We start from the raw sequence: 16431 nt of genomic DNA, 5'->3' as shown, positions 1-16431 counted from the left end.
TTCCCACATCGTCGCTCCCCGGTGCTCAGCAAAAGAATGAAATTCCCGAAGCTGATCAGCCGGCTCCAGACCTCAAGGCTGAACTCGGCCCCGGCGGCCGCGTCCAGACGCTGAACGTCGGCGTCAACTTCGTGCAGATTCCCTTCACCGTCAAGGACAAGTCAGGCAAGCTGGTTCCCGCCATCGACTGGCGCGAGATCCGCGTCTACGAAAACGGCATCCGCCAGCAGATGCGCTATTTCTCCAGCGATCCGTTTCCGCTCTCCATCGCCTTCGTCGTAGATCAATCGCTGCCCTTTGACGTCATGCAGCGCGTCAACGACGCCCTCGGCGCCGTGAAGGGTGCTTTCACGCCCTATGACGAAATGGCCATCTTCACCTATAACAACAGCACCAAGATGGTGACCGAGTACACCGGTGCGCAGAGCAACCGCGCCATCGCCGCCATTGAGCGCGCCAAATCCACCGGACGCGAAGCCTACCTCGCTTCGCCCATGGGTCCTCTCTCGCAGACCACCAACATCAATGGTCGCCAGTTCGACCCAAACACGGCCCCGGTGCGCAACTCTGCTTCCACCTTCCAGGCGCCGCCGAAGGAACAGCACCCGCTCAACGACGCCATCTTTGAAGCCGCCAAGTCTCTTGCCAAGCGCCCCGGCGAACGCCGCCGCATCATCTATGTCGTCAGCGATGGCAAGGAATACGGTTCCAAGGTCAAGTTCAAGGACGTGGTCCAGTTCCTCCAGACCAACAAAATCTCCATCTACTCCACGGTCGTTGGCGACTCCGCTACCCCCTACGTTGGCTGGCTGGACAAGTTCCACATCCCTTACACCATGCGTGAAAATGTGCTGCCGCAGTACGCCGCAGCCACCGGCGGCGAAGCCGTCTCGCAGTGGAGCCGCAAGGGCATTGAAGAAAGCTTCGGCAAGGTCGCTGAGGACGTCCGCCTGCAGTACACCGTCGGCTACTACTCCCACGAGCCCATCACCGACGGCAAGTTCCGCACCGTGGAAGTCCGCGTAACGCGCCCCGATCTGAACATCATCGCGAAAAAAGGCTACTACCCCACCGCAGAAAACATGATGCGAACCGGCGGAAGCACCACCACCCCGCAGAAATAGCTACAGAGAAAACAAGTCCAGGACATCACGATGGCGGATTCTCTTGAGAGAATCCGCCATCGTCATTTCTCCGAGCGAACAAACAAAATTCCCACGCGAACCAGCGAAGCTCATACGAACGAAGACCGTCATTCTGAGCGCAGCGAAGAATTCCTACACACTTCACCGCACCAATGCGGCTAGCACCTTCCAGCCCAAAAAACCAAACCAGCTTCGCAAAGCGAAGCCCATACGAACGAAGTTCGTCACCAGCGAAGCTCAAACGGTCGAAGACCGTCATCCTGAGCGAAACGAAGTGAAGTCGAAGGACCTGCATTCCTCTCAACCCACTACAACGCAGATGGGAAGCCAAGGAATATCGAACCGACCAACAGGTAACATCAATAGATGACGTTCCTAGGGGCAAACGCGGCCTTCGGACTGCTTGCCGCAGCCCTGTGGGGTGGTGGCGACTTCGCCGGCTCCATCGCCGTCCGCCGCGCGGGCAGTACCGTCCGCGGAGCCCTGCTCGTCGTCCTGATCGGCCATCTTCTTAGCCTCGCCGTCGTCGCCACTCTTGCCACCCTTCAGGGCACCCCCTTCCCCACGGGCGCTATCCTCTGGTGGGGCATCGGCGGCGGAGTGATCGCATCCGTCTCGCTGGTCGCCTTTTACATTGCGCTGTCCACCGGCCACATGGGCTCGGCAGCCGCCGTCAGCGGACTCCTCTGCGCCATCGTCCCGGCAATCGTCTCCGCTTTCCTCGATGGCGCCCCCGGCCTGCCGCGCCTCCTCGGCTTCCTCCTCGCCGGAACCGCCATCTGGATGATCGCCTCCTCCAACGACCCCACACACAGCGCATCCCGTCAGGCGATGGTGCTTTCCGTCCTCGGCGGCCTTGGCTTCGGCATTTATTTCGTAGCGCTGAAGTTCGCAGGACAATCGGGCGTCCTGTGGGGCATGGCCTCAGCCCGTATCGGCTCATCCGCAAGCGCTCTGGTCATCTCACTTTTGCTTCTACTGTTCGGCTTCCGCGAAAAAGGCCGGCCCGATCCGCGCCACACCAAAACCCTCCTCTACATCCTCGGAGGATCGCTGCTCGACACCGGCGGCAATCTCAGCTATCTGGCCGCCACCCGCGCTGGACGCCTCGACGTAGCCGCCGTCCTCGCCTCCATCTACCCCGCAGGAACCATCCTGCTCGCAGCCTGGCTCCTCCATGAGAAAACCTCGCGTCGTCAACGCCTCGGCATGCTCCTGGCCTTACCCGCCGTAGCCCTCGTCACGCTCTAAAACCGCACATCTACGAACAATGGCAATCGCCACACAGTTTCATTTCGGGCACGTCCCACATTCAAATGGCGCTTGAAAAACCCTGAACAGGCGCTCAAATATAAAATGGTCGGTATGAGTTTTGAGAAAGCCCCCGTGCTGGTAACAGGTGGCGCGGGTTTTATCGGTGCCAACTTCGTTCTTGATTGGTTCGAAACTGTTGGAACACCCCTGGTTAACCTCGATAAGCTGACCTATGCCGGCAATCCGCTGACGCTTCAGTCGCTGCAGGAAAACCCCAACTACACGTTCGTCCACGGCGACATCTGTGATGCTGCATTGCTGAAACGTCTCTTCGCGGAGCACCGTTTCCGAGCAGTCATCCACTTCGCTGCTGAAAGCCATGTTGATCGCTCGATCCTTGGCCCTAAGGTGTTTTTCGATACCAATATCGGCGGCACGCATCAGCTTCTGAACGCCGCGCGCGAACATTACGAAACGCTCACGGGCGAAGAGCGTTCCGCATTCCGCTTCCATCACATCTCCACCGATGAAGTGTACGGAACGCTGGAACCCAACGACCCGGCATTCTCAGAGACGACGCAATATGCGCCAAACAGTCCCTATGCTGCGTCCAAGGCGGCCAGCGATCATCTCGTCCGCGCATGGCATCACACCTACGGCCTGCCGACCACAATCACGAATTGCTCCAACAACTACGGGCCTTACCACTTCCCCGAGAAGTTGATCCCGCTGATCCTCCTCAACGCCATGGCAGGCAAGCCTCTGCCGGTGTACGGTGACGGCCTTCAGGTTCGCGATTGGCTCTTCGTAAAGGATCATTGCTCAGCCATTCGCACAGTGCTGGAACGCGGCAAGCCCGGCGAAACCTATAACGTCGGCGGCTGCAATCAACGCGCCAATATCGACGTCGTGAAGACCATCTGTGCGCTGCTCGACGAATTTCTTCCCGATTCGCAAAACGTTCCCCACAGCAAACTGATCACGCATGTTCAGGATCGCCCCGGCCATGATCGTCGCTACGCCATCGACGCAACCAAGATCGAAACAGAGCTCGGCTGGAGACCTGCAGAAAGTTTTGAAAGCGGCCTGCGAAAAACGGTAGAGTGGTACCTCGCAAATCAGGACTGGGTACAGAACGTGACGAGCGGCGACTACAGAAAATGGATCGAGCAGAATTACACGGCTCGCGAGGTACAGAAGTGAAGGGCATCATTCTCGCTGGGGGTTCTGGAACACGTCTCCACCCCGTAACGCTGCCAGTTTCTAAGCAGCTTCTTCCGATTTACGACAAGCCGATGGTTTACTACCCGCTATCGACTCTCATGCTCGCGGGCATTCGCGAGATTCTTCTGATCTCCACGCCCATGGACACGCCGCGCTTCGAACACCTTCTCGGCGACGGTTCGCAGTGGGGCATCTCGATTCAATATGCAGTACAGGCTTCGCCAGATGGTCTCGCGCAGGCGTTCCTCATCGGGCGCGAGTTCCTTGCCGGAGATAGCTGCTGCCTCGTTCTGGGCGACAATCTCTTCTTCGGCCACGACATACAGCCAACCTTGATGCAAGCCTCCAAGCGCCAACAAGGCGCCACCGTGTTCGCGTATCCGGTCAGCGATCCGGAGCGTTACGGTGTCGTTGAGTTCGACAACCAACGACGCGCCATCTCTCTCGAAGAGAAGCCGGAGCATCCAAAATCCAACTACGCCGTCACCGGACTCTACTTCTACGATTCCCAGATTCTGGAGGCAGCGGAGAGCGTGAAGCCCTCGCCGCGCGGCGAACTTGAGATCACCGATGTGAATTGCTGGTATCTCGAAAGGGGTCAACTTCAGGTTGAGATCCTTGGCCGCGGTATCGCATGGCTCGATACCGGCACACACGATTCGCTGCTGGAAGCCTCCAACTTCATCCATGCAATCGAACGTCGACAGGGCCTCAAAGTCGCATGCCCCGAAGAGATCTCATGGCGTAAAGGATGGATCTCCAGCGAACAACTGGACGCGCTAGCCCAGAAAATCGGCAAGAGCTCTTATGCCGTATATCTCCATCGCATTTTGAAAGAAAAGATTTACTAACGTGTCCGCTGCTTCCCCCATCCTTGTCACAGGCGCATCAGGTCAGGTCGGAGGAGAGATTGCAAATCTCCTCCGTCTCCGCAAGCAATCTGTTCTCGCACCCACCAGCGCAGAAATGAACCTGGCATCACCAGATGCCATCCGGTCGTACGTGCAGAAGCATCAACCGTCCTGGATCATCAACGCCGCTGCGTATACCGCCGTCGACAAGGCCGAATCCGAAGTCGAGCTCGCGGAAGCCTTAAACGCGGTCGCTCCCGGTGTCCTCGGTGAAGAAGCAGCAGCATTGCACATCCCGGTGATTCACTTTTCAACGGACTACGTCTTTGCTGGAGACGGCACAAAACCGTGGGTGGAAAGCGATGCGACCGGCCCATTGAACACATACGGCCGCACAAAACTGGAAGGCGAAGACGCCCTCGCGCAGAGCGGTGCTGCGTACATGATCTTTCGAACAAGCTGGGTCTATGGCGCAACGGGCAAGAACTTCGTCCGCACCATTCTGCGTGTCGCACGCGAACGCGAATCCATGAATATCGTCGCGGATCAGTTCGGTGCTCCCACATGGGCGCGTGATCTGGCGCGATTGGCACTGCACATCGTCGACCAAGCAGGATCAAACGCAGAGAGCGCTGTGCGCAACCTCAGCGGTCGTTATCACGCCTGCAATGGCGGAGAGACAACGTGGTTTGGCTTCGCCGAGGAGATTCTTCGTCAGGCCGCACACCACGAGCCAGACGTCAAATTCGCAACGCTGTATCCGGTGCCGACCGAAGCCTATCCCACGCCAGCAAAACGTCCCGCGAACTCGCGCATGGACTGTTCCCTGCTCGCGACAAAACTCGGCTTCCAGATGCCGGATTGGCGCGAGTCACTCGCTCAAGTTATTTCGGAATACGATCAGCTACGAACGACAGGTTCCTTGTAGGCGCTCGGCAGTTCAGCATCTTTCAGCAGCGGGGCGACAAGGTCCCGCGCAGAAAGCTGTGGCTCAAAACCTTCGATCGGCCACTCAATCCCCAGCGCGGGATCATTCCACCGCACCGCGCGTTCTGCTTTAGCGTCATACAGGTTCGTGACTTTGTACATCACGCTGGCGGTTTCAGAGAGAACCAGGAAGCCGTGCCCAAATCCCTCTGGAATCCAGAGATACTCGATCGTCTCACCCGTCAGATGGAATCCCGCCCATTGACCGAACTGAGGCGAACCTGGGCGTAGATCCACGGCAACATCCCAGATGTGCCCAGAAGCCGCGCGTACAAGCTTGCCTTGTTCGTTGCCAAGCTGAAAGTGCAGTCCACGCAGTACACCACGCCGTGAAAACGACTGATTGTCCTGGACAAAGCGGGTCGGCAGACCGTGCTCGGCAAAGGCGCGTGTGCTAAAAATTTCGGCGAACCAGCCGCGGTCGTCTCCGTGGACCTTCGGGCGCACCAACTTCACTTCAGACAACGGAGTATCAAGAACTTCCACGAATTAGAGCTCCAGGGCGATCGAAGGGCAGTCGAGATTGCACAAACCAGCAAGCGTGCCGGTAGCAACGATCTGGAGAAGCCCACCTTCGATATTAATTTTACCCTAGTGCAAAATTGGGCATTTACTCCCACTTCAAAGCACCCGGTTCCCTGTTGCTCTCAGGCAAGCCACAAGGCGATGGGCAGAAGATGTCTCGCAATGACAACTTCCGGGTAGTGACGCGATGTTTCAAGCAAACGGAATTACGGCTGAGCAGCCCCCGTTGGAGCCGCACCGGTACCTGTGGGTGCCGCACCAGAACCCGCCGGAGCAGCAGCCACCGGCGTATTCTTCCCATGCTCCGGGTCGTATTCATGCTTCACCATCCACTGCTTAAACGCAGCCGTTGGTTCTGACCCCAGTTGCCCATTCCGCATGAAGTACGTGAAGTCCTTCACCATCACCTTGAACTTGCAGGTGTCATAACTTCCAGGCTTACCAAACTCCGGCACTAGCACCACCAGCTCCGCACCCGGCTTCTTCCACTTCGCAGGAAACGTCTCAAAGCCCGACGACGTCTGCAGCCGATGGTCGCACTCATACTGAAAGTCCAGCCCCTTCGGCTCCCCATTCTCAAACAGGTTGGCGCGGCCCTCCCCCTTCGACTCTTCCGCCTGTCGGTCGTGGTAGAACGTCGTCTGATTGCGGCCAAAAATATGCACGCGCAACGGATAATCCGCAGGGTTATGGCTCTCGGCACACGCGAGAACAGGAACAGCGATAAGGCTGGCAGTAAGCAAGGCACGCACAACAAAGGTCATGGGAAATCCGAAGCCGCAGAAGTAGACGCAGTATAGCCACCGCCCTTCATCCAGCTACAACGCCAAATCACGACACCCGGAACGTCTTAATGCGAATGGGACTCCAGATACGAGAGCACCGAAGAAATCCTGAGGCTGAGGCGTTCTTTCACCTCATGTCCAAACTCTCCGTGCGATAGCCGGTCACGCCAATCCCAGTAGTGGCAAAACCAACGCGCAAGCATCGCAGTATGGATGTCCTTTCGTTCCAGAAACGTTCCAGACATCCGCTCATAAGTCTCGATAACATTCCCTATTCGTTCTTCGAGCGTGTCCAGTCCTGACCACATCAGCAATGTGGAACATGTATTTGCAACATCCACGCAAATGGGATCCCATGCCATTGCTTCCATATCCAGAACGCCCGTGAGCCGCGCCTCCTGCTCAACACGCTGAAACAGCACGTTGCGTGGAGTCCAGTCACCATGAACGATCTGTCTGGGTAAGCGTTCGAAATCATGTAACCGCGGAAGCAACCACGTCGATGCCATGTGCAGAATCTCCCCTTCGCATGGGTCCGATGCAAGAGCAACAAATCCATCAGCACTGAGACGGTCAATCGCTTGCCGAGTCTTCACACAAATACCAGAGGCCACGTGTAAGGACTCAGACAAAGGAAGGGTCCGCAGTACATCATGAAATCTGGCTAGCCCCTCCGTAAGCACGTTATAAGTCTCAGGATCTCCAGCCTCTGGATGGAAACCGGGAAGATCGCACGTCAGGCACCATACGTAGCCAGCCTCGACCACCACAAGATTGCCCGTGCGGCTACCAATGATCTTTGGAACGGATAGGGCGAGATCTTCCTCTTTCAGGTATCGAAAGAGGTGAGATTGCAGCTCGGCAAGGCGCGACAGTTCTGCCAATCGAAAGTGTTCCGCCTGTGAAAGCCAGTAGCGGTTTCCGATGCGCCATGTTGCGCGACTCACACCCTGGTGAGTCCGCGTTGGCTCATCCTTGATGCCCCAATGTTTCTCAAGCACACGTACAACCAGATCTGTGTGACGTGGGGCAAGCTCAGTCATGAAGACAATGTAACGCAGCTAGTTGCAGTGACCACTCGCGGAGTCTGTCTTGAATGACGACGTACCGAACTCCTTGTCACAACTCGACGTACGTTATCGAAGGAAGCGAAGCTCCAACGCTCAAAGCACGTCAACTAGCGAAGCTCGTACGATCAAAGATCGCCATCCTGAGAAGATTGTCATCCAGCGAAGCTCGTACGGTCGAAGACCGTCATCCTGAGCGAAACGAAGTGAAGCCGAAGGACCTGCATTCCTCTCAACCCACTCTAACGCCGCAGGAAACCCAAGCCGCATCAACAGCCAAGCAACCGGGTGCCCCAAGTTCGCGAAGCTAACCTGGGCGAACCTGGGCATCGCGAAGCGTCGAGAAGGACTCGGAAGGGCAGGGCTTCAGCCCTGCCGTAAAGGCAAGCTCAGAAACGCGCGGTCACGAAAACAAACAGGAGCATAACCTCAATCCTGCGCACCCACGGAACGACCACGGCTGGCCGTCGAGAACAGCACGAATCCTGTCAAGCCCACAAACCACTCAACCCACACAAAGCAAAAGAAATAGAGTTGGCAGGTTATTTCCGCCAAACCACTAAAATAGAACAAGAAGGAATAGGGCCACGCATTCGCGTGGCCCTAACTCTTTTAGAAAGACGATTTTGCCTCTAACCCCAATGGGAAGACGATTTTACAGCCACTAAAACCGTAAACCCAATAGAAAGACGATTTTAGAAAAAAAGGGGGTAGGGGTACCCCTCACCGCAACGGAATTAAACCGCAGCCTTTGGCGTCCGAACGCGCTTATAAAACGGCGTCGGAATCACCTTGGCCTTCACCAGATTGCCGCGAATCTCCACGGCAACCTCGTTGCCCAACTCAGCTTCGGCAGGAGGCACAAACGCCAGCGCAATGTTCTTCTTCAGCGTCGGCGAAGGCGATCCGCTGGTCACCACGCCAAGCGGTTCACCCGTAAGTGAACGCACCGGATAACCATCACGCGCAATACCGCGATCCACCATCTCCAAACCAACCAGCTTCTTCGCCGGAGGATTCGCGCTGAGCGCCAGCAGCTTCTCCTTGCCGATGAAGTCAGCTTCCTTCTCCAGCTTGCAGTAGCGATTCAGACCGGCTTCAAACACGTTGATCTCGTCTGAGATCTCATGTCCGTAGAGCGCCATCGCACTCTCCAGGCGCAGCGTATTACGCGCTCCCAGACCTGCGGGAACAATGCCAAACTCTGCACCCGCCTCGAACACAGCCTTCCACGCAGCCTCGCTGGTAGCCACATCGCTGGGCACATAGATCTCGAAGCCGTCCTCGCCCGTATAACCGGTGCGAGCAATCAGCACGTTGTAGAAACCCGCAACCTTGCCCCAGGTAAACCAGTAGTTCTTGATCACCGACAGATCGGTATCAGTCAGCTTCTGCAGCGTGGCTTCCGCCTTCGGCCCTTGAATGGCGATCTGCGTATATAGGTCGCTGTAGTCGTTGATGTGGACGCTCGGCATCGAGCCGATGGTCTTGCGCACCCAGTTGATGTCCTTCTCACGCGTACCCGCGTTAATGACGATCAGATAGTCGTTGTCGCTCAGCTTGTGCAGCACCACATCATCCACAAAGGTGCCTTCCGGAGTCAGCATGGCCGAGTAATGCGCCTGCCCAATCTGCAGCTTGGACGCATCGTTCATCAGCAGCTTCTGCACAGCGTCCAGCGAACCGGGTCCACGCAACTGGATGCAGCCCATGTGCGACACGTCAAACACGCCCACAGCAGTACGAACGGCGTTGTGCTCAGCCACCAGGCCGCTGTACTCCACCGGCATCTCCCATCCACCAAAGTCCACCATCTTCGCCTTCAGCGACTTGTGGGTATCAAACAGTGCGGTACGGCGAAGTGGTGCTGCGGAAGTTGTGTCGGCCATGAATCCTCTGGGGTGGAAATGTGGTCTAAGGTGGCAGTGCTTATGCCTGCCATACCCATCTCCGAGGATACCGCGATCCACCCTGCCATCGAGCAGAGGCACGCTACGATTCCGCCTGGCCGTCACATCTATCTCGCCCTCAGGCAGCGTATGCTGGCAGCGATGCGTCTCACGCTCCCCATTCTGCTGCCCATGCTGGTTGGTTCCGCAGTCGCGCAAACAGCCGACCGTTCTGCAGCACCATCCAATCCGGCCACAACGGCTCCAGCGGCACGCACAGGCGCCTACAGCGTCCAGAACGGTGAGTTGGTCGTAGCTCCGGGCCTGCGCATACCCAACGGCAATGTGCCTTGGGCACTGGACACGGTCGATGGTAAGCAAGTACTTGTCCCGATCCACCACACGTCACTCACCGGCACAGCCACCAGTGGCACGCTAGATGGACCAACGTCGCACACACCGCTACACTCCGCGACACCATCCTTCTTCATCCATACCAGCGACCGCACGGAGAACACTGGTGACAGTGGCCGCGGCACACCGACAGGCTGGGCTCTGCTCTCTGCCCCCGTCACCGATAGCCACCGCACCGTTGCCCGTCCCAGGTTCACCGACGTCAACAGCGCCACCGTGTGCACCGCCCCGGTGATCTGCACCACCGCCGAATCCCTGCCGGACGGCTGGATCCGCGTCACGCCGCAAGCCCCCTTGACACCGGGTGAGTACGCATTACTCCCCGTCCAGAAGACCCCCACCCCCGGCAACACCCTGGCCTACGACTTCACCGTAGACGGGGGACAGCCCGCCGCACGCGACACAGTCGCACCGGGCCAGAATCTCGATACACGAAAAAAGAAGCGCTGAGTTATAGCTTCAACGTCGACACATCCACAGTTGCCCTGGGATAGCGCAGCTTCATACCCTTCATCGCTTCCACCAGGATCTCGGAGATGGCCACGTTGCGATACCACTTGTTGTCCGACGGAATTACGAACCACGGCGCATGTTTCTTACTAGTGCGCTGCAGGATGTCTTCATAGCAGTCCTGATACTGAGGCCAGAACTTGCGCTCGGCAAAGTCCGCAGGCGATAGCTTCCAGTGCTTGCTGTTGTCGTCGATGCGCGCCTGCAAACGCCGCTTCTGCTCCGCCTCAGAGATGTGCAGGAAGAACTTCAGGATGGCGATACCGTTCTCTGTCAGCATCTCCTCAAAGCGGTTGATCTGATCCATGTGAGCGTGCGCGGTCTTCTTGTCCATCAGCCCATGCACACGCGGCGACAACACATCCTCATAATGCGACCGGTTGAAGATGCCAATCATGCCGCGAGGCGGCACCGCATTGTGGCAGCGCCACAGGAAGTCGTGCTTCGCCTCCAGCGGTGTCGGCACCTTGAACGCCGTCACATCGCATCCCTGCGGATTCACACCGGAGAAGATGTGGCGGATCGTCCCATCCTTGCCCGCGGTGTCCATGCCCTGCAACACCACCAGCACACCGTGCTCCCCACCGGCATACAGCACTTCCTGCAACCGATCCAACTCCTTACGGTGCCGTTGCAGGTGAGTTTGTGCAGCGTCTTCGGACTTAAGTGTGCCTGTCTGTGCTGAGTCAATCTTCTGCAGGCTGATCTTCTTACCGGGAGCAACCTGGTAGGGCGACTTGATCTTCAAGGGCGGATTCACCTTTCGTAAACAGTACGATGCACAATACCGCTTTTCAGCAGAAGGTGAAAGTTGCCGCAAAAGGAAGGAGGCACAGGAATCATCCTGTGCCTCCTTCGCAAAAACGTGTGAAACAGACTACGACTTGGTCGCAGGCTCCTTCGGCTCCGGCGTCACAATGTGAGCGTCGTTCTTCACATCGTCGGTCACGCCCTTCAAGCCTTCCTTAAAGCCCTTCAGCCCCTCGCCAAGTCCCTTGCCCAGTTCCGGCAGCTTCTTCCCACCGAAAAACACGACAACGATAAGGCCGATGATCAGCAGGTGCATGGGCTGGAACAGGTCATTGAGCATGGCAGAAACCTCCGAAAGCAGGCCGCGCAAATGGCGTTACCTGATCCAGCCCATTGTCGCACAAATCCAGTGTGTCTGGCGTGATTGCGGGAGCAGGAACGGCGGTAGACGGTATATCCTGAATGGGTGCAGTCCCACACCGCCGCCGCACGACCGCGCGGAACCGCCTGGGGGCTGCCTGCAGTGGAGGAACATGCTTATTTCCCGTCCCCGGCGGCGTCCTGCCGGGCCGTCCCTGGTGTCTGCTCGTAACGTTGTCATTGCTGGACTTGCTGCCCTCTGCGGATTTGCCGCAGCCGCCACCGCGCGGGCTCAGGACACTTTCCGTCCACCACCTCCGGTCACTTACACCGAGAAGTACGAAGTCTTTGGTGGTTTCAATTTTCTGAACGGCCAGGCCGGTCAGAACATCCCCAAGCGCTACAACATGGCTGGCGGTGAAGTGATGGGCACCTACTGGCTCACGCCAAAATGGGGCGCTGCCGCAGATCTTCGCTGGGATGGTGGCACAACGCCCGTCCTGCCCGCAGCACAATCCACCAACCCGAAGATTCAGACGCGTCCGTTCGTCTCGCAGATGATCTACATGGGTGGTGCGCAGTATCACTGGGTTGGAAATCAGCGCGTGGGCATCAACTTCCACGCGTTGGCTGGCGCAAGCAGCGGCAATTTTGACCACAGCAACCCCGGCGTAACGCCCGGCACCTTCTTCAACGTGACAGGCCTCTATACCAATCGCACCGCGTTCAACGGCGTTTTGGGTGCAAGCATTGACTTCAACCGCTCGGCACGCTGGGCCATCCGCGTTTCGCCGGATCTTGTGTTGGAACACTTCGGCACGGAACTGCGTGAGTTCGTCTCTGTCTCCGGCGGCGTGGTCTATCGCTTCGGCAATCGCTAAGCGACTTATCAACGAAATGAAAATGCCCGGAGAACCCTCCGGGCATTTTCATTTTTGCGAAAGACAACAACGCTACATCGTCTGCATGAATTCCGCGCTGACGGGATTCTCATACGGTGTGATGTCGCGCGTCACCACCGTAATGCCGCTCGGTGTGACGTGATACTTCTTACGGTCTTCATTCGCGTCATAACCGATAACCGTGCCATCGGGAATATGTGCGTCGCGGTCAATGATGGCGCGGCGAATACGGCAGTGGCGACCGATGTTCACATGGTTGAAGATTACCGACGAATCGATATCCGAGAACGAGTTCACGCGCACATCCTGCGAAAGCACGCTCTGCCTCACAGCTGAACCAGAGATGACGCAACCGGGCGATACGACCGAGTTGATGGCCATGCCCGTGCGTCCCATCTCGCCAAAAACAAACTTCGCCGGAGGATACTGCGTAGGCCGCGTCCGCATTGGCCAGTCGCGATCATAGAGGTTGAAAATCGGACTGACGGAAGCAATGTCTAGGTTTGCCTCGTAGTAGGAATCCAGCGTTCCAACATCGCGCCAGTACAAGGCCTCTTTACGATTCTCATCGACGAAGTTGAAAGCGGAAACCTTGTAGCGCCCCAGCAGTCCCGGCAGGATGTTGTGACCAAAGTCGTGCTTGGAATCGGTCTTCTCTGCGTCGGCCATCAATTCCGGCAGCAGTACATCCGTGTTGAAGATGTAAATGCCCATGGAGGCATCCACCTTCTCTGGATTGAATGGAGACCGGATGTTGGTGCTCTTCGGCTTCTCCTGGAACCCGATGACTTCGCCACTGCTGGACACTTCCACCACACCGAAGCCCGCCACTTCATTCGGATCAACCGGCAGCGTTGCAATGGTGCAGGCCGCACCGCTTTGCACGTGCTGCTCCATCATCAGGCCGTAATTCATCTTGTAGATGTGGTCGCCGGAGAGGATGATGACGTGCTTCGGCTCTTCCGAGCCGATGGAATAAATGTTCTGGTACACAGCATCTGCCGTGCCCTGATACCAGCTCTTATTCACACGCTGCATGGGCGGCAGAATCTCAATGAACTCACCCAGTTCATTGGCCACAACCGTACCCCAGCCTTCGCGGATATGGCGGTTCAGGCTCAGCGCCTTGTACTGCGTCATGATGTAGACCTTGCGCAGGCCGCTATTGATGCAGTTTGAGAGCGTGATGTCGATAATGCGATATTGTCCGCCGAATGGGACCGCGGGCTTTGCGCGTTCCTTGGTCAGCGGAAATAGACGTTCGCCAGCGCCTCCGGCCAGCAGTACTCCAAGCGTATCTTTCATTCACTCATCCCCGGGCGAACCTCAAAGGCTTCAGCGAAACATTAGACAGACTATGCCTGTCTGCGCAAGCCGGAAGCTGTCACCCATAATCCCTTCGATGCAGAATCCGGCAACCGCGGCAGGAGTATAACGCGTTGAGATTACGATTCGTCTTCCGCAGGGTCTGCAGGTTCGTCCGGCAATGAGATACGCAGCGACTTCAGGAACGAGACATCATTCCGGGTGAATGTTTCACCGGGTTCCGCAACATCGTCAGAGTCGTCATCCTCACTGACTTCATTCAGGCCAATGGTGGCCTCAAGCATCAGCAGGACATCAAACCCCTCTTCACGGATCTCCCGCACCACGCCGGATATCTGTTCCGACTCCGAGACGGATTCGTGAATGGCCTCGCCCAGTTGCTGGATCAGTTCCTTGATGCGTCCGTTCATTCTCGCCTCCTCCTGGTTACCGTCCCAATTGCGGTCCGAACCGTCCGGAGGCGCATCGTGCAAGTGCGGTGTTCTCTACCTTACGCGGGCAACCCTTCTATCGCAATCAGACCTCGCGTGAGGAAATGTCGTCCGTTTTATGCTTCGGTGTGATGATCAGCCCAGGCCGTTTCCAGTTGCCGTGCCAGGTCCTGCACCGCCTGTGTGCGCTTTGGTCCCAGGACAATCCATCCCGCCGCAGCGGCACATACACCGCCAATCACCCATAACGATTTCTTCAACGCCATGCTCTTACCCGTCTCTCCTGTTGGACGCGCCGTATCCGTTTCGGCGCTTTCATCCTTGAGATGCAAGGCAGCGGAAGGTGATGTATCCATTAGGTGCGCCGCGCCCGCACGAAACTGCTCACGCTGAAATATCCGAACAGCACAGCCAGTACGCAGAAGAAATAGAAGCGATAACGGTCATCAGCAACAGCGCTCATCGCGTTATGCCGGGTCTTCCACGTGGCCGCGGTAAAGGACAGCGCAAACAGTGCAAAGAAGCTGCCCGTCAGCTCATGCCACAGAGCACGCGATGCACGTTTCAGTGGGGCCGCAACACCTTGCTTAGCCGCTGCGACACCTTGTTTAGCAGCGGCAGCTGCCTGCAAAAAATCAGGCCGGGGATTAGCAACAGGACGCGAAACGGGTCTCTGGGTCACGGGCTCTGCGCGAGGCGGAATCACTTGTGGCTGAGGTGGCGAAACTGGCCGTGATGGCGTTGCCGGCGACGGAGAGGTCGCCGCATCCACTGCCTCCAGGGCAGTGCGTGCCGCCATGCGGGCTCCGCGTCCAAGCACACGTCCAAAACGTTCCCGATCCATGCAGACATTGTACGGAGATCACACCGAATGTTGCGACACCGGTATTCGCGCTGGAAAGCGATCAGGCCGAAGTTGTGGAACGTGCAACGGTCTTCGCCTTCGCCGCAAGACCGATCTTCTTCAATGCATCGCGCACTGGGCCGCGCATCGTTGCACAAACACCGGCCATGACCTCTTCCAGATCCTGCTCATGCTGCGCGAAAATGCGGCGGATCACCTTGCGTCCCTCTTTGGTCAGGTCCACGGTACGGACACGCTTATCCGTCGTACCACTACAGCGCGATACGTATCCCAGCTTCTCCAGCCGGTCTACCGCAGCCGTCATGGAAGGATTCGCCAGCAGCACCTTCTCACCGATCTGCGACATGCTCATGGGGCCCTTGTGCATCAGGGCCTCCATGATCATGAAGTCGCTCAGACCAATGTCCTGCGCCGCAACGGTGCTTTCGATATACGCTTCCATGGAACGATAAGCCTTCATCATCACAAGCCACAGGCTGGCTGCTGATGTGAAGTGCGTTTCGTTCGTTTCGGATTCGTGCATCGTTTGCATGCGCTCTCTCCATCTTCTGCTACTTCGTTGAATTCTGCGAAAAAACCTTCTGGAGAAGGATACGCGCCTGCTCCAGTTCTTCCGCGCTTACGTTGTGCGGTTTTCCAGGATAACGATGTAATGAAACTTCCGCGCCCATCCGCTTCAGCTCTCTTACAGACTCCTCCACACGCACAAAAGGTATGTGCGGATCAGGGTCGCCGCATAAAAATAATGTGGGCGTGCCTTTCAGATCGCCATCGTGATGCAGATCGCTTCCCAATGGCCCAATCAGGCCGCCTGTAAATGCGATCAAACCGGCATAGCGCGCAGGATTGGACGCAACGAACTCTGACGCGAGGCAAGCGCCCTGCGAAAAACCTGCAATGACGATGCGCTCCATGGGAATGCCGCTGCCCACAAGGCCATCGACAATGCGCTTCACCTTTACCAAAGCCGAAGAAAGATCCGGTTCATTCATTTCCCGCGGTGCGATGAATCGCTGCGGATACCAGACATTGCCTGAAGCCTGCGGCGCAACAAACGCCAACTTCATATCCATAAAGGCGCGCGACAGCCCAAGAATGTCTCCCGCGTTACTGCCGCGGCCATGCAAAAGCACAACGGCTCCGGCG

Annotated in this window: 19 protein-coding genes; 7 read left to right on the top strand and 12 right to left on the bottom strand. The window is 57.3% G+C overall.

Annotated features, from left to right (window positions below):
• The 5 genes from JAO32_RS19210 to rfbD all read left to right on the top strand — a co-directional run.
• Positions 1 to 1124 (top strand): VWA domain-containing protein (locus tag JAO32_RS19210; RefSeq protein WP_334243419.1); only part of this gene is annotated, 1124 nt, incomplete at its 5' end.
• 387 nt (positions 1125 to 1511) lie between these two features.
• The gene (locus JAO32_RS19205) at positions 1512 to 2396 is read left to right on the top strand and encodes a DMT family transporter (RefSeq protein ID WP_334243417.1); all 885 of its coding nucleotides are present in this window, start codon (positions 1512 to 1514) and stop codon (positions 2394 to 2396) included.
• A gap of 114 nt (positions 2397 to 2510) precedes the next feature.
• Positions 2511 to 3602, top strand: a complete 1092-nt coding sequence (gene rfbB, locus JAO32_RS19200) for a dTDP-glucose 4,6-dehydratase (RefSeq protein ID WP_334243415.1) — start codon at positions 2511 to 2513, stop codon at positions 3600 to 3602.
• Positions 3599 to 4474 carry a glucose-1-phosphate thymidylyltransferase RfbA gene (rfbA, locus tag JAO32_RS19195; RefSeq protein ID WP_443082619.1) on the top strand — a complete coding sequence of 292 codons (876 nt, stop codon included), beginning with the start codon at positions 3599 to 3601 and terminating at the stop codon, positions 4472 to 4474. The genes rfbB and rfbA overlap by 4 nt, the downstream gene beginning before the upstream one ends.
• A 1-nt stretch (position 4475) precedes the next feature.
• Entirely contained in the window at positions 4476 to 5402 is a 927-nt protein-coding gene (gene rfbD, locus JAO32_RS19190) for a dTDP-4-dehydrorhamnose reductase (protein WP_334243412.1), read from the top strand.
• Here rfbD and rfbC read toward each other — a convergent pair.
• The 4 genes from rfbC to gcvT form a co-directional block, all read right to left on the bottom strand.
• A complete protein-coding gene (rfbC, locus tag JAO32_RS19185) occupies positions 5375 to 5947 on the bottom strand; it encodes a dTDP-4-dehydrorhamnose 3,5-epimerase (protein ID WP_334243410.1) in 573 nt (190 codons plus the stop codon). The genes rfbD and rfbC overlap by 28 nt on opposite strands.
• Positions 5948 to 6192: 245 nt before the next feature.
• Positions 6193 to 6750 (bottom strand): hypothetical protein, encoded by a 558-nt coding sequence (locus tag JAO32_RS19180; RefSeq protein WP_334243409.1) that lies wholly within the window; start codon positions 6748 to 6750, stop codon positions 6193 to 6195.
• Between the two features lie 86 nt (positions 6751 to 6836).
• Positions 6837 to 7814 (bottom strand): phosphotransferase enzyme family protein, encoded by a 978-nt coding sequence (locus tag JAO32_RS19175; RefSeq protein WP_334243407.1) that lies wholly within the window; start codon positions 7812 to 7814, stop codon positions 6837 to 6839.
• A 761-nt stretch (positions 7815 to 8575) separates the two neighbouring features.
• Positions 8576 to 9727 carry a glycine cleavage system aminomethyltransferase GcvT gene (gene gcvT, locus JAO32_RS19170; protein ID WP_334243405.1) on the bottom strand — a complete coding sequence of 384 codons (1152 nt, stop codon included), beginning with the start codon at positions 9725 to 9727 and terminating at the stop codon, positions 8576 to 8578.
• 42 nt (positions 9728 to 9769) lie between these two features.
• Here gcvT and JAO32_RS19165 point away from each other — a divergent pair, with 42 nt between their 5' ends.
• On the top strand, positions 9770 to 10591 hold the full coding sequence (locus tag JAO32_RS19165; protein ID WP_334243403.1) for a hypothetical protein: 822 nt from the start codon (positions 9770 to 9772) through the stop codon (positions 10589 to 10591).
• A gap of 1 nt (position 10592) precedes the next feature.
• Here the strand turns inward: JAO32_RS19165 and JAO32_RS19160 are convergent, their stop codons facing one another.
• Together JAO32_RS19160 and tatA are read right to left on the bottom strand one after the other, a co-directional pair.
• The gene (locus tag JAO32_RS19160; RefSeq protein ID WP_334243402.1) at positions 10593 to 11399 is read right to left on the bottom strand and encodes a polyphosphate kinase 2 family protein; all 807 of its coding nucleotides are present in this window, start codon (positions 11397 to 11399) and stop codon (positions 10593 to 10595) included.
• A 129-nt stretch (positions 11400 to 11528) separates the two neighbouring features.
• Positions 11529 to 11741, bottom strand: coding sequence for a twin-arginine translocase TatA/TatE family subunit (gene tatA, locus JAO32_RS19155; protein ID WP_334243400.1), 213 nt, complete (start codon positions 11739 to 11741; stop codon positions 11529 to 11531).
• A gap of 193 nt (positions 11742 to 11934) precedes the next feature.
• Here tatA and JAO32_RS19150 point away from each other — a divergent pair, with 193 nt between their 5' ends.
• A complete protein-coding gene (locus JAO32_RS19150; RefSeq protein WP_334243398.1) occupies positions 11935 to 12642 on the top strand; it encodes a hypothetical protein in 708 nt (235 codons plus the stop codon).
• Between the two features lie 72 nt (positions 12643 to 12714).
• Here the strand turns inward: JAO32_RS19150 and glgC are convergent, their stop codons facing one another.
• From glgC to JAO32_RS19120, 6 genes are all read right to left on the bottom strand, one after another.
• Complete coding sequence (glgC, locus tag JAO32_RS19145; RefSeq protein WP_334243396.1) at positions 12715 to 13968, bottom strand: glucose-1-phosphate adenylyltransferase; 1254 nt, start codon at positions 13966 to 13968, stop codon at positions 12715 to 12717.
• A 140-nt stretch (positions 13969 to 14108) separates the two neighbouring features.
• The gene (locus tag JAO32_RS19140) at positions 14109 to 14399 is read right to left on the bottom strand and encodes a hypothetical protein (protein ID WP_334243395.1); all 291 of its coding nucleotides are present in this window, start codon (positions 14397 to 14399) and stop codon (positions 14109 to 14111) included.
• A gap of 137 nt (positions 14400 to 14536) precedes the next feature.
• On the bottom strand, positions 14537 to 14776 hold the full coding sequence (locus JAO32_RS19135) for a hypothetical protein (protein WP_334243393.1): 240 nt from the start codon (positions 14774 to 14776) through the stop codon (positions 14537 to 14539).
• On the bottom strand, positions 14776 to 15219 hold the full coding sequence (locus tag JAO32_RS19130; RefSeq protein WP_334243390.1) for a hypothetical protein: 444 nt from the start codon (positions 15217 to 15219) through the stop codon (positions 14776 to 14778). The genes JAO32_RS19135 and JAO32_RS19130 overlap by 1 nt, the downstream gene beginning before the upstream one ends.
• A gap of 106 nt (positions 15220 to 15325) precedes the next feature.
• Positions 15326 to 15817: a MarR family winged helix-turn-helix transcriptional regulator gene (locus JAO32_RS19125; RefSeq protein WP_334243389.1), complete on the bottom strand. Its 492-nt coding sequence runs from the start codon at positions 15815 to 15817 to the stop codon at positions 15326 to 15328.
• Positions 15818 to 15836: 19 nt separating this feature from the next.
• A partial coding sequence (locus JAO32_RS19120; protein ID WP_334243386.1) for an alpha/beta hydrolase occupies positions 15837 to 16431 on the bottom strand: 595 nt, incomplete at its 5' end.

Origin of the sequence: Terriglobus sp. ADX1 (assembly GCF_036877645.1) — a bacterium.
In the GTDB taxonomy this organism is placed as follows: domain Bacteria; phylum Acidobacteriota; class Terriglobia; order Terriglobales; family Acidobacteriaceae; genus Terriglobus.
This window is presented reverse-complemented; position numbering and strand designations above follow the sequence as displayed.

Bases quoted from the DNA above. Each gene is read 5' to 3' on its own strand.
- JAO32_RS19205 (WP_334243417.1), top strand. From the start codon at position 1,512: ATGACGTTCCTAGGGGCAAACGCGGCCTTCGGACTGCTTGCCGCAGCC.
- rfbB (WP_334243415.1), top strand. From the start codon at position 2,511: ATGAGTTTTGAGAAAGCCCCCGTGCTGGTAACAGGTGGCGCGGGTTTT.
- JAO32_RS19180 (WP_334243409.1), bottom strand. From the start codon at position 6,750: ATGACCTTTGTTGTGCGTGCCTTGCTTACTGCCAGCCTTATCGCTGTT.
- JAO32_RS19175 (WP_334243407.1), bottom strand. From the start codon at position 7,814: ATGACTGAGCTTGCCCCACGTCACACAGATCTGGTTGTACGTGTGCTT.
- gcvT (WP_334243405.1), bottom strand. From the start codon at position 9,727: ATGGCCGACACAACTTCCGCAGCACCACTTCGCCGTACCGCACTGTTT.
- JAO32_RS19165 (WP_334243403.1), top strand. From the start codon at position 9,770: ATGCCTGCCATACCCATCTCCGAGGATACCGCGATCCACCCTGCCATC.
- tatA (WP_334243400.1), bottom strand. From the start codon at position 11,741: ATGCTCAATGACCTGTTCCAGCCCATGCACCTGCTGATCATCGGCCTT.
- JAO32_RS19150 (WP_334243398.1), top strand. From the start codon at position 11,935: ATGCTTATTTCCCGTCCCCGGCGGCGTCCTGCCGGGCCGTCCCTGGTG.
- glgC (WP_334243396.1), bottom strand. From the start codon at position 13,968: ATGAAAGATACGCTTGGAGTACTGCTGGCCGGAGGCGCTGGCGAACGT.
- JAO32_RS19140 (WP_334243395.1), bottom strand. From the start codon at position 14,399: ATGAACGGACGCATCAAGGAACTGATCCAGCAACTGGGCGAGGCCATT.
- JAO32_RS19135 (WP_334243393.1), bottom strand. From the start codon at position 14,776: ATGGATACATCACCTTCCGCTGCCTTGCATCTCAAGGATGAAAGCGCC.
- JAO32_RS19130 (WP_334243390.1), bottom strand. From the start codon at position 15,219: ATGGCGGCACGCACTGCCCTGGAGGCAGTGGATGCGGCGACCTCTCCG.
- JAO32_RS19125 (WP_334243389.1), bottom strand. From the start codon at position 15,817: ATGCAAACGATGCACGAATCCGAAACGAACGAAACGCACTTCACATCA.